Annotated in this window: 8 protein-coding genes; 7 read left to right on the top strand and 1 reads right to left on the bottom strand. The window is 77.4% G+C overall.

All coding sequences use genetic code 11. The features are described 5' to 3' along the window. Positions 1–13 precede the first annotated feature (13 nt). The 4 genes from ACZ6ZI_RS04740 to ACZ6ZI_RS04725 all read left to right on the top strand — a co-directional run bounded on the left by ACZ6ZI_RS04740 (position 14) and on the right by ACZ6ZI_RS04725 (position 2017). Positions 14–307: an ArsR/SmtB family transcription factor gene (locus ACZ6ZI_RS04740; RefSeq protein WP_469515939.1), complete on the top strand. Its 294-nt coding sequence runs from the start codon at positions 14–16 to the stop codon at positions 305–307. Continuing rightward, on the top strand, positions 304–690 hold the full coding sequence (locus tag ACZ6ZI_RS04735; protein ID WP_469515936.1) for a VOC family protein: 387 nt from the start codon (positions 304–306) through the stop codon (positions 688–690). The genes ACZ6ZI_RS04740 and ACZ6ZI_RS04735 overlap by 4 nt, the downstream gene beginning before the upstream one ends. 135 nt (positions 691–825) lie before the next feature. Continuing rightward, the gene (locus tag ACZ6ZI_RS04730; RefSeq protein ID WP_469515932.1) at positions 826–1425 is read left to right on the top strand and encodes a TIGR03086 family metal-binding protein; all 600 of its coding nucleotides are present in this window, start codon (positions 826–828) and stop codon (positions 1423–1425) included. 292 nt (positions 1426–1717) lie between these two features. Further along, positions 1718–2017, top strand: coding sequence for a hypothetical protein (locus ACZ6ZI_RS04725; RefSeq protein WP_469515929.1), 300 nt, complete (start codon positions 1718–1720; stop codon positions 2015–2017). A 109-nt stretch (positions 2018–2126) separates the two neighbouring features. On the opposite strand, the gene ACZ6ZI_RS04720 is transcribed toward ACZ6ZI_RS04725, so the two are convergent. Next, a complete protein-coding gene (locus tag ACZ6ZI_RS04720; RefSeq protein WP_469515926.1) occupies positions 2127–2936 on the bottom strand; it encodes a 4'-phosphopantetheinyl transferase family protein in 810 nt (269 codons plus the stop codon). Between the two features lie 369 nt (positions 2937–3305). Between ACZ6ZI_RS04720 and ACZ6ZI_RS04715 the strand changes: the two genes are divergently transcribed. The 3 genes from ACZ6ZI_RS04715 to ACZ6ZI_RS04705 all read left to right on the top strand — a co-directional run bounded on the left by ACZ6ZI_RS04715 (position 3306) and on the right by ACZ6ZI_RS04705 (position 12408). Continuing rightward, positions 3306–6302 (top strand): helix-turn-helix transcriptional regulator, encoded by a 2997-nt coding sequence (locus tag ACZ6ZI_RS04715; protein WP_469515921.1) that lies wholly within the window; start codon positions 3306–3308, stop codon positions 6300–6302. Between the two features lie 86 nt (positions 6303–6388). Beyond that, positions 6389–9616 carry a helix-turn-helix transcriptional regulator gene (locus ACZ6ZI_RS04710; protein WP_469515918.1) on the top strand — a complete coding sequence of 1076 codons (3228 nt, stop codon included), beginning with the start codon at positions 6389–6391 and terminating at the stop codon, positions 9614–9616. Continuing rightward, positions 9613–12408, top strand: a complete 2796-nt coding sequence (locus tag ACZ6ZI_RS04705; protein WP_469515915.1) for an AAA family ATPase — start codon at positions 9613–9615, stop codon at positions 12406–12408. Before ACZ6ZI_RS04710 ends, ACZ6ZI_RS04705 begins: the two co-directional genes overlap by 4 nt. The last annotated feature ends 7 nt before the right edge of the window (positions 12409–12415 follow it).

The raw sequence follows: 12415 nt of genomic DNA, 5'->3' as shown, positions 1-12415 counted from the left end.
TATGATGGTGGTCATGGCGGAAGACGTCTTCAAGGCGCTGGCCGACCCCACCCGGCGGCGCATCCTCGACGAACTGGTGGAACGGGACGGCCAGACCCTCTTCGAGATATGCGCGCGACTGGTCACCAGGCACGGCCTGGGCCTTTCCCGCCAGGCGATCAGCCAGCACCTGGCCGTACTGGAGGCCGCGGGCCTCGTCGCATCGCGGCGCGAGGGCCGCTACAAGTTCCACGACCTGAAAACCGAACCCCTTGAGCGCATCGCGTCCCGGTGGCTCAGGCGCGACACCCCGGAGAGTGCCCCGTGAGGATCCACCGCACCAGCGTCTTCGTCGACGACCAGGAGAAGGCCCTGCGCTTCTACACCGAGGTGCTCGGCTTCGTGAAGAAGCACGACGTCCCGTTGGGCGAGGACCGGTGGCTGACCGTGGTCTCGCCCGAGGCCCCCGACGGGACCGAACTGCTGCTGGAACCCGCCCGTCACCCCGTGGTCAAGGCGTACCGGGAGGGACTGGCCGAGGACGGCATCCCGCTCGCCGCCTTCGCCGTGGAGGACGTGTCCGCCGAGTTCGAGCGGCTGAGCCGGCTGGGCGTGCGCTTCACCCAGCAGCCGCTGGAGACGGGCCCGGTCACCACCGCCGTCCTGGACGACACCTGCGGCAACCTGATCCAGATCCTGAACGGCGGCTGACCGCAGCGGCCGGCGGGCGCCTGCAGCTCCGTCCGGGGGAACTTCCCGCGCCGGGTCGCGTCGCGCCGCGGCCCGCCACCGCCGGCGTCCTACGCTGCAGCCCCATCGTCCGGGAGAGCGGCGGAGCAGCGGCGGATGACCGAAACGACAGTGCTCGACCTCGCACCACAGGCCCGGATCGTGGCCCGTCTCGCGGAGGGCGTCCCCGACTCCCGGCTCGACCGTCGGACGCCCTGCCCCGACTACTCGGTCGCGGACCTCCTGGGCCACCTCACCGGACTCGCGGTCGCCTTCCGCGACGCCGCCCGCAAGGACCTGGGCCCCACGACGGACACGGACCCGAGCGCGGCCACCCCCACCCTGCCCCCGGACTGGCGCACGCGGCTGCCCCGGGTCCTCGGCGAGCTGGCCGAAGCCTGGCAGGACCCGGCCGCCTGGACCGGCATGACCCGCGCGGGCGGCGTGGACCTGCCCGGCGCGGTCGCGGGCGCCGTGGCCGTCGACGAACTGGTGGTCCACGGGTGGGACCTGGCCCGCGCCACCGGCCAGGAGTACGTACCCGACCGGGCCGCGCTCGGCGCCGCCCACGCCTTCCTCGCGGAGGCCGCCGCCGAGTCCGCCGACGGCACGGACGGCCTCTTCGGCCCCGCCGTCCCCGTACCGGACACCGCCCCACTGCTCGCCCGGGCGATCGGCCTGAGCGGCCGCGACCCCGACTGGACAGCGCCGGCCTAGTCCTCCGGTCCGACTTCGCGGGGCAGACGGCCGGTGACGGTGTCCGCGCGGACGAGGGTGCGGCCGGAGTCGATCCGTACCCGGGCGGAACAGGCGACGGCCGGGGTCGATCGGCGCCCGTCCCCCGCCGGCGGGCAGCGTCTACGCTATGGCCCGCGGCCACCGCACGATCTTCAGGAGTCCACGCGACCCCCGATGACCACGCGGTGGCCGCTCCCACTCCCGGCCGGGTCCAGGGCGGCGCCGAACCCCTTGCTCCAGCCCGACGGCCCCTGATCGACAAGATGAGCGCATGGACGACGAACCCCTGCAGATCCCGCTTGACCAGCTCCGGCACGCCTTCGAGCTGGCACTGCAACACATCGAAGCGTCAGCCGGCAGCACCGTGGCACTCGAACGCGACTACTTCTGGTCCGTTCCGGGCGACGAACTCTACGACGTCCCCAACGAACCGAGAACGATCACGATCGGCCAACTCTCCGAATCGTGGCAGCACCTCGAAGGCCTACTCGCCGCCCCGGACCGGGCCGTGGGTTACCACCTGGTCTGGCTTGCCGATGTCCTCCGGGCGATCGGGCAGGACACCGTTTGACAGTCACCACGCGAGCCCGACGGGACGTGGAATGACGAAGTCGCACCGGAGTACCGGGTGCGTTGTTCCGCGACGGCCGGACGCCGAGGACCTCTGAGCGGGGCGCGGCCTAGCGGTCCGTCAGTGTTCGGGCCGTCGTGTCGTCCAGGGTTCCGAGGAAGAACGTGCCGACCGCGAGGTCGGGGGCGCCCGGGGGGTGTGCCAGGGCCAGGGCCGCCGCGTGCCGGGGTCCGGGGGGTACGTCGCGGACCGTCCAACCGGAGGGGCGCGGCGGTGCGCCGGGGCCGGGGTCGCCCAGGTAGTCGAGGTCCGGCCCGCGCCCCAGGCCGGTGCCGAGCCCCTTGAGGTAGGCCTCCTTGCGCGCCCAGAGACGGGCGAAGACCGCGGGGCGCAGGGCCGGCGGCGCGGCCCCGACGGCGGCGCGTTCCGCGGGGTGGAGCGCCTCGACCACGCCGGCGACCCGGTCCGGGGCCGGCAGCCCCTCCACGTCGGCGCCGACCGGTCGCCCCGCCACCGCGATCAGGACCATGCCGCCGGTGTGCGAGAGCGAGAAGTGCGGCCCCCCGGTGCCGGTCAGGGCCGGCCGGCCGTGGGGCGCGCCGCAGCCGGGGCAGGGCTCCCGGAAGAAGCCCAACTCGCCCGGGCCCACCCCCCGGTAGGCGCTCAGCACCCGGCGCAGGGCCAGGTGCGCGGCCGTGTAGCGGTACCCGTCGACGGGGCGCGCGAACCCGGCGGCGCGGGAGCGTTCCTCCGCGTCCAACGGGGTTCGGTCCAAGGTCACCGACGCGGCCCCGGCGTCCGGCACCCGCAACAGCCACAGGTCCACCGCGCCCTCCGCGGGGCCGGGCCGCGTCGTGGGCCAGGGGGCGGGCGTCCAGCCCGGCGGCGGGAAGGCGCGCTCCAAGGAGGACTGCTGCACGGGGACACTCCGTTCGGTCGGCGGCGGACCACTGCCCGGGCACGATAACCCAGCCCGACGGGGGCGGATCAATGGCCGGATATCGGCCGCGACGAAACCCGCTCACGGATCCATTCCCTTTGTTTCTCCGGACCCGGGACAAGGGGAGGAAAGGGAAAGTCCGAAACGCGGCGCGATCGCACGCCGACGGCCTCCGGAAGCCCGCCGGACTTCGGCCACACCACCGCCGATTGTGTCTCAAATCGGCCGGATCCCCCCTGAGTCGGTAAATCCCATCCCCTACGATCCTGGTCAGGCAGGGACATTCCGACGGCCGGCGAGCGGAAAGCCGGAACCGGAAGCCCTCTCGCGCAAGAGGAGGCAACCGCGGTGGCGTTCACCCCCGGAACGGTTCAGGAACCGACCCGGACCCCGGTCCCGGACGGTCGCACCGCCGAATTCGCCGCGCTGCTGCGCCATGCCGCCGAAGTCCGCGCCGGAGCCGCCCGGGCCGTCCTGCTGGCCGGGCCCGCCGGAATCGGCAGGACCCGCCTCCTCGCGGCGGCGGGGGAGCGGCTCGCGGCGGACGCGTTCGCCGTACGGCACGTCACCGGCCGGCCGCAGGGCGCCGGCACCCGCGCCGTCGACGCCCTCCTCACACCGCCACCCGCGCCGCCCCGCCCCGAGCACCCGGGTGCCGAACACCCCCGCCCCGAACACCCCGGTGCCGAACACCCCGGCACCGAACACCTCCGCCCCGAAGACCCCGGTGCCGAACACCCCGGTGCCGAACACCCCCGCCCCGAACACCCCCGCCCCGAACACCCCGGCACCGGCGCCGCCCCCGAACCGTACGACGTCCACCACGACTGGCGGCGGCTCCAACGACACGCCCTGGACCTCCTGGCGGCCGGTCCCACCGCCCTCCTCGTCGACGACGCCCAGTGGTGCGACGAAGCCTCCCTGCGCTGCCTCGACTTCATCCTGCGCCGGGCCACCGGCCACCCCCTGCTGCTCCTCCTCGCCCACCGCACCGACGCCCCCGGCCCCGGGACGCCCGTACTCGACGGGATCCTCGCCCAGGACCGCTGCGCCCTGCTGCGCCTGGGCCCGCTCGACGAGGCCGGCACCCGACGCCTGATCACCCGGACGCTCGGCAGACCCGCGGACGCGTCCTTCACCCGTCGCTGCGCCGAACTCACCGGCGGCAACCCGCTGCTGCTCGACCGCCTGCTCACCGTCCTGCGCGCCGCCGACGTCCCGCCGGACGCGGACGGCCTGCACCGACTGGGCACCCTCCACCAGACCGCGCTCACCCCCCTGGTCCCCGGCTTCCTCGCCGTCGGACCCCGATCCGTACGACGGGTGGCCACCGCCCTCGCGGTGCTCGGCCGCACCACCGTCGACCCGCTCGCCGCGCTCTGCGGCACGGACGCCCGACGCGTGGAGTCCGCCCTGGCCCGGCTGCGCCGGATCGGGGCCGTACCGGCCGACGGACCGCCGCGGATGCGCGAGGAGATCCGTACGGCCGTCCTCACCGGCGTCGCCGAGCCCGAACTGCGCGACCTGCGGATACGGGCCGCCCGGGTCCTCAACGACGCCGGACGGCCCGCGGCCGAGGTCGCCGAGCAACTCGCCCCGCTGGACCGGATCGACGAACCCTGGATGTTCGCGGTCCTGCGCGACGCCGCCGCCGAGGCCCCCACCCGGGCCACCCTCCGGGCCGCCGGCCGCGGCCTGCGCGACGCGGGCCGCGAACTCACCGACACCGAACGCAAGAGCCTGCACGTCGAGTTGGCCGAAGCGGCCGCCCGCACCGCCGTCGCCCCGGCCCCCGCCCTGTGGCACCTGCGCCGGGCACTCGCCCTCACCCCCGAACCGCGCGAGCGGGCCCCCGTCGCCGTGCGGTACGCCATGATGGCGCTCGGCACCCGCCGGGCCCGCGAGGCCCTGCGATTACTGGAACGCCTCCTGGACGACCTGCCCACCGCGGCGAGCGACGCCCCTGACCCGGCGGACCGCGAGGTCCGCGCCACCGTCGAATCCGCCCTGCTGGCCACCGCCGTGAACGACCGGGACGCCCTGCCCGCCGCCCGGGCCCGCGCCGCCGGCATGGCCGTACCCGGCGGACACGGCCCCGCCGACCGCCGCGTCCTCGCGGCCCTCGGCGCCGTCGCGGCCCTGGACGGCGGAGCGGCCGACCGGGCCGCCGACCTCGCCCGGCAGTCCCTGCGCGCCGACGAGCCGGGCACCGCCGGATGGGGGGTGTTCTGCGCCTCCGCCGTCCTCGCGCTCGCCGACCACGTCGACGAGGCCCTCGCCGCACTGGACCAGGCGCTGTCCCCGACGCGGACCCACCCGCCCCTGTGGCCGCGCCACGCCGCCCTCGCCGGCCGCTCCCTCATCCTGCACGGCATCGGCGACGTGCCCGGCGCCGCACGCGACGCGCTGGCGGCCGTCGGGGCGACCGCACCCGCGGGCGTCCCGCCGCTGGCCCACATCGCGCTCGGCTCCGCACTCCTGTCCCAGGGCGACGCCCGGCGCGCCGGCGCCGTGCTCGACACCCTCGCCCGCACCGCGCCCCACCTGGAACGCGGCGTCTGGGAATGGCACCACTACCTGTACACCAAGGGCCGGATCCTGCGGGAACTGGGCGACCTCGAAGGCGCGCTCGCGCTGTGGCGGCGCTGCGGCCGCAGCCAGCGGGAGGCCGGCATCGCCAACCCCGTGCTGGCCCCCTGGTGGCTGCCCACCGCCACCACCCTCGCCCGCCTGGGCCGGGCCGACGAGGCCGCCGAGGCCGTCGAGGAGGCCCAGGACCGGGCCCGCCGCTGGGGAACCGCGCGCGCCCTCGGCCTCGCCTCGGTCGCGGCGGCCTCCGTCGCCGAGGGGCGCGCCCGCACGACCCTGCTCGCCGAGGCCGTCGAGACGCTCGCCGACTCACCCGCCCGCCTCGAACGAGCGAAGGCCGCCTACCGGTTGGGCCGCGAACTGCTCGACCTCGGCGACGCCCGGGCCGCGCGCGGCCACCTGCGCCACGCCATCGAACTCGCCACCCGCTGCGGCTACCACGTCCTCACCGCCCTCGCCCGCGAGGCGCTGCTCACCGCCGGCGGACGCATGCCCCAGCTCGCCGCCGGCCCGCTGGACTCCCTGACCCACAGCGAACGCCGCATCGCCGCGCTGGCCGGACGCGGCCACAGCAACAAGAAGATCGCCGAGACGTTGTTCATCACTCCCCGCACGGTGGAGATGCACCTGACCAACGTCTACCGCAAGCTCGGCGTCCGGGGCCGCGCCGACCTGCACCGCGGCCTCGACGCCCGCGCCCGCCCCGTCGGGCCCACCGCCGCGCCCCGGCCCGCGGACGGGCTGACGGCGTCCTGAACGCCGCGCGGGCGCGCGGCCGGCGCGGCCCCGGCGGACCGCCGGGGAGCCCGATCGATCCACGAGATCCAGGAGGACGGACAGCCATGGCACGCACCACATCGGCGTCCCCGACCCGCCGGCACCGGCCGGACGCCCCCGGCGACCCGACGGCGGCGCCGCCCGGACGGGAAGCCGAACACCGGCTGCTGCGCGGCCTGCTGGGCGACGTACGTCTGGGCCGGGCCGCGCTCGTCGAGGTGCACGGCCCGCCCGGCATCGGACGCAGCGCCCTGCTGCACCACGCGACGGCCCTGGCCGGGGACGCGGGGATCCGGGTCGCCGCCGCCCAGGCGTCGCCCGAGGAGACCCACCTGCCCCACGGCGTGACCGACCAACTCCACGCCCAACTCCACGCCCGGCCGCCCGCAGCCCCCCTCGCCCGACCCCGCCCCACCGCGACCGCCCCGACCGCCGGCCACGCCCCGCCGACCACGGCCGCAGGCCCGGGCGCGGCCGTCGACCCCGGCCACCCGGGCGGGACGATGGGCCGTCGCGCCGAGGACCGGGGCGCCTCCTTCCTGGCCGCCGCCCGCGACCGGCCGCTGCTGCTCGTCGTCGACGACGCGCAATGGGCCGACCCGCAGTCCCTGCGCCGCCTGCAGGCGCTGGCCCGACGCCTGGCCGGAACGCCCCTCATGCTGCTCACCTCCCACAACAGCGCCGTGCCGCAGGCCCCCGACGACCGGATCGAACCCTGCCCGCTCGCCGACGCCCGCGCCGTCGCCCACCACCGGCTGGACCTGGCCCCGCTGTCGGACGAGGCCGTCGCCGCCGTCCTCGCCGCCGACGGGCGCGCCCCCGCCGACGCGGCCTTCCGCGCCGCCGCCCACCACCACCTGGCGGGCAACCCGGCCCTGCTCCGTTCGGTCGTCGAACGGTTCGTCCGCAACGGCTGGAGCCACGACGCCGACCACCTCGACCACCTGGCCGAGAGCGCGGCGGAGGCGGTCAGGGAACGCACCGTCCGCACGCTCGCCCTGCTCCCCGCCGAACTGCGCGAGGTCCTGGGGGCCATCGCCGTCGCGGGGCCCGAGGCCACCCCCGGCCTCATCGACGCCCTGACCGCCCACCGCACCCTCGGCACCGCCCGCGCCCTGACCCTGCTGTCCGGCACGGGCCTGCCGGCCCCCGGACCGCGCCCCGCCTTCCGGGACGACGCCGCCGCCCGCGCCGTCCTCGCCGACCTCGACACCGCCCGGCGGGAGGAACTCCACGCCCGCGCCGCGCAATGGGCCCACCGCGCCGCCCTGCCCGACCGCGCCGTGGCCCGGATGCTGCTGCTCGCCCGCAGGACCGGCGCCGGATGGGCCGTGGAGTGCCTGCGCCGCGAGGCCGCCGCGTGCCGGGCCGACGGCCGCACCGCCCGGGCCGCCCGGCTCCTGGAGCGGGCCCTGCGCGAACCGGTGGCGCCGGCCCTGCGCGTACGGCTGCTGACCGAACTCGCCGCGGCCGTCCTGCCAGCCGAGCCCGAGACCGCGAGCCGCCACCTGCATCGGGCCCTGCACGTCCCGGCACCCGGTCCCGGCTCCGGCCCTGGTCCCGGCGCCGGCCTTGGTCCCGGCCTTGGTCCCGGTCTCGGCCCCGGCCCTGGTCCCGGCTCCGGCCTTGGCTCCGGCCCCGGCCACGTCGACGAGGCGATGTCCGGGGCCCGGCTGCGCGCCGCGGAACTGCTGGTGGCCCGCGGCGACATCGTCACCCCCCGGCCCCTGATCGCCCGGGCCGTCGCCGAGGCGCGGCCGGGCAGCGCCGAACACTCCGGCCTGCGGGCCCTGTACCGGATCACCGAGTACGCCCGCCCCGACCCGGAGGACGGCGCCCCGGCCCCGCCCGACCTCGTCCGCCCCGGCCCGGAGCGGGCCGCCGAGGCCGCCGTGGCCGCCTGGCGCACCGCGCAGCGCGGCCTCGACATCGACGGGGCCCGACGGCTCGCCCGGACGGCCCTGGCCCCCGAGGCGCGCGAACCCGTCCCCGGCACCGTCCTGGCGGCGGCCGCGTACGCGCTCGTCCTGTGCGGGGACCTCGCGCAGGCCCGTCTCGCCCTCGACGCGGTCCTCGTGCGCACCGCACACCGTGACGCCGCCCCGGTCGCCGGCCTCGTCCTCCTCGTCACCTGCGTCGCCGAACTGCGCGACGGGCGCGACGCCGCCGCCGCGGACGCCCTCGACCGGTGCGAGGAGATCATGCCCAGGCGCCGCCACCACCCCCTGATGGCTCCCGGCCCCCTCGCACTGCGCGCGCTGCTGCACCTGCGGCGCGGCGACCCGGACGCCGCCGAACGGACCCTGGTGACCTGGCTGCCGCCGGGCGCCGAGGGCGGGCTGCCCTGGGCGTACCTGCTCTACGCCCGCGGCCGGGTCAGGCTCGCCCGCGGGCAGCGCGACGCGGCCCTGGCCGACCTGCTGGAGTGCGGCCGACAGCTGTTGGCCCGGCAGGCGCCCAACCCCGCCGTGCTGCCCTGGCGTTCGTACGCCGCGCGGACCCGGGACCCCCAGGACCCGCTGGCGGTGCGGCTGCTGGCCGAGGAGCGCAGGCGGGCCCTGCTGTGGGGCTCGCCCGCCGCCCTGGCGGCGGCGCTGGGGGAGACCCCCGGGGGCGGCGCCCCCCGGGAAACGACACCACCGCCGCCGGCCGGCTGGCGCTACCGGCAGGCACTGGTCGCCCTCGGCACGGCCCCGTTCTCCGGCCACCTCACGGTCGACCGCCTGCTCGGCGCGGACCGAACCGGCGCGGACCGAACCGGCGCGGACCGGCCCGGCGGGGACCGGCCCGGCGGGGCGCCGCGGCCCCCGGCCGGCGGGCCCGCACGACCGCAGGCGCCCGAGCCGCCGGCGACCCCGCCCCGTGCGACCGCACCCGTCCGCGCCCCCCGTCCCGCGCCGATCCCCGCCCCCCGGGGCCAGATCCCGACCGCGTCCCGTACGCAGTCCCCGACCGCGCCGCCGCCCGCGTCCCGTACGCAGTCCCCGACCGCGCCGTCCTCCGCACAGCCGGCCGGGCCCCCGCCCCGGGCCGCCGGCGCCGCGGCCCCGGACGGCGGAGGCGTCCGCGCGGCCGGCACCCCGGCCGGGGGCGGGCCGCTGACCGTCGCCGAGTCGCGCGTCGCCACGCTCGCCGCCGGCGGCATGTCCAACCGGGCCATCGCCGAGGAACTGGCCGTCACCCCCCGCACCGTGGAACTGCACCTGACGAAGGCCTACCGCAAGCTCGGCATCCGAGGACGCCCCCGGTTGGCCGAAGCCCTGGAGCGCACGACGAGGGAGGAAACCCGATGAGGCCACTGCTCCACCGGCGCAAGGAACTCGCCCTGATCACCGACGCGCTGGACGCCATCGCCCGGCCGGCCGGCGGCGGCGGATCCGTGATCGTGGTCACCGGCGGCATCGGCATGGGCAAGACCGCCCTGCTACGGGCCCTGCCGGCGCTCGCCGAACGCCGCGGCATCCGCGTCGTCACCGCCGCCGGGTCGGTCCACGAACGCGCCTTCCCCCTCGGGGTGCTCGACCAACTCCTCACCCCCCTGCTGCCCGGCACCGACCTCGCACCGCCCGACGACCGCGCGGACCCGGGAGCGGGAGCCGAACACGACGCCGCGCTGTTCGCCCTGGTCGCCGAACACGGCCGGCGCAAACCGCTGCTCCTGCTCGTGGACGACCTCCAATGGGCCGACCTCCCCTCCCTGCACCGGCTCGGCCGGCTCGCCGCACGGCTGCCCCGGCTGCGCGTCACCCTGGTCGCCGCCCTGCGCGAAGGAGACCCCGGCGAGGACGAACCCCACCTCCAGCACCTCACCGCCCGCGCCGCGCACCTCCTGCGCCTGGGCCCGCTGCCCGCCGACGCCACCGCGGAACTCGCCGCCGCCCACCTCGGCCGACCCGTCGACCAGGCCCTCGCACACGCCTGCCACGCCTCCACCGGCGGCCATCCGCTGCTGCTCACCGCCACCCTCGACGCCCTCGCCGCCGCCGACCCCGGACCCGCCGCACCGACCCCCGACGCCCTGCGGGCCCTCGGGGCGCTCCGGCCGGACGGACTGCGTGAACGCCTCGCCGCGGCCCTGCGCAGCGCCCGCCCCACGGTGTGGGCCTTCGCCACCGCCCTCGCCGTCCTCGGTGAGGGCGCCGACGAGGAACTCGCCGGCCGCCTCGCCGGACTCGACGACACCGGACGCGGCGAGTCCGCCCGCGTACTGCGCCGACTCGGCCTGCTCGCCGAGGACACCCGACCCCGCTTCGTCCACCCGGTGGTGCGCGAGGCGATCGAGGAGGCGATGAGCCCGGCCGAAACACAGGAGACCCGACTCCACGCGGCCCTCCTGCTGCACCACGAAGGCCACCCGGCGGAACGGGCCGCCGCCCAACTGATCGCCGCCGCCCCCTGCGAGCAGGCCTGGGCCCTCGACGTCCTACGGGCCGCCGCGCACGCCGCACTGCGGCGCGCGGCCCCGGACGACGCCGCCCGCTACCTGCGCCGCGCCCTCCTCGCCGGCCGCCCCGACGGATCCGAGCGCGCCGAACTGCTCTGCGAACTCGCCGGGATCGAAAGAGACTTCGCCCCCAGAGCCGCCCTCCGCCACTTCGCCGAGGCACTGCTCCTGCTGCCCGACACCGACCGCCGCGCCCGGGCCGCCGGCCGGATCCCTCCCTTCCTGCTCGAAGGCTGCCCGCCCTCCACCGTCGAAGCCGTCGTCCGCACGGCCGCGGAACTCCTCGCGGCCACGCCCCCCGACGCCGCCACGCGCGGGCACGCCCTGCGCCTGGAGGCCCGACTGCGCCACGCGGCGGTGACCGGCCCCACGACGCCCACCACGAGCGGGGACCGACTGCGCGCCCTGGGGCCCGCCCCCCGCCTGGACACCGCGGCCGAACGCGAACTGGTCACCGTACTGCTGCACGACGCCGTCACCACCCAACAGGTCACCGCCGCCGAGGCCGTACCGCTCGCCGAGCGCGTACTCCAACACGAGCCCGCCACCCCCGACCACGTCCACACCGCCCTCCCGCTGCTCACCGACATCCTGGCCGCCGCCGGCTCCCTCGACACGATCGACCCCTGGCTGCACACCGCCTACGACCGGGCCCGCCGGGAGAACGTCGACGTACCGCGCGCCCTCATCGCCGTCGAACTCACCCGCCTCGCCCTGGCCCGGGGCGACCTGGCCCGGGCGCGCGCCCACGCCGGGGAGGCGCTCGACCGGGGCGTCACCGACTGGGCGGCGCTCCAGACCCTGGCCCCCGTCGTGGTGGCCGCCCTGGAAGCCCGGGACGCCACCCTGTGCGAACGGCTGCTGGCCGGCTGCCGGGAGCACACCGGCCAGGGACAACGCCCTTCCCTGCGCCCCCTGGTCCGGGCCGCGGCCGCCGTCCTGCGCGACGACCTGCCGACCGCCCTGGCCTGCTTCCTCGACTGGGGCCGCACCGCCGAGGGCGCCGGCAGGCGCAACCCGGCCATCAGCCCCTGGCGCTCCTCGGCGTCCGTGCTCCACCACCGCATGGGCAGCGCCGACCGGGCCCACGACCTCATGGACGAGGAGTACGCGCGCGCCGTCCACTGGGGCGGCCCGGTGGCCATCGGCCGGGCCCAACGCGGCAGGGGAGCCCTCACCGAGGGGGAGCAGGGCCTGGCCCTGCTGCGCGAATCCGCCGCCACGCTCGAACGGACCGCCAACGCCCTGGAACGGGCCCGCACCGCACTGCTCCTCGGCAGAAGGCTCCTGGCCGCCGGACGCGAGGCCGAGGCCGAACACCGCCTGACCGGGGCCCGCGAGGAGGGCCTCGCCTGCAGCGCGCCCTGGATCGCCGAACGCGCCACCCGGGCCCTGGGCACCATCGCCGGCCACCGGGGCGCCGACGCGGTCGCGACGCTCACCCGCACCGAACGCCGCGTCGCCGGCCTCGCGGCGGCCGGCACCCCCAACAAGGCCATCGCCGAACGGCTCCAGGTCAGTTCGAGGGCCGTCGAGAAGCACCTCACCCACGCCTACCGCAAGCTGCGCATCGACGGACGCGCGGAACTCGCCCCGATGGCCGCGCTGCTGGCCGACGCCGACCCCGGCACCCACCCGTAGCGCACCG

Source organism: Streptomyces sp. NPDC103540 (assembly GCF_055584445.1).
This window is presented reverse-complemented; position numbering and strand designations above follow the sequence as displayed.

Bases quoted from the DNA above. Each gene is read 5' to 3' on its own strand.
- ACZ6ZI_RS04725 (WP_469515929.1), top strand. From the start codon at position 1,718: ATGGACGACGAACCCCTGCAGATCCCGCTTGACCAGCTCCGGCACGCC.
- ACZ6ZI_RS04705 (WP_469515915.1), top strand. From the start codon at position 9,613: ATGAGGCCACTGCTCCACCGGCGCAAGGAACTCGCCCTGATCACCGAC.
- ACZ6ZI_RS04730 (WP_469515932.1), top strand. From the start codon at position 826: ATGACCGAAACGACAGTGCTCGACCTCGCACCACAGGCCCGGATCGTG.
- ACZ6ZI_RS04740 (WP_469515939.1), top strand. From the start codon at position 14: ATGGCGGAAGACGTCTTCAAGGCGCTGGCCGACCCCACCCGGCGGCGC.
- ACZ6ZI_RS04710 (WP_469515918.1), top strand. From the start codon at position 6,389: ATGGCACGCACCACATCGGCGTCCCCGACCCGCCGGCACCGGCCGGAC.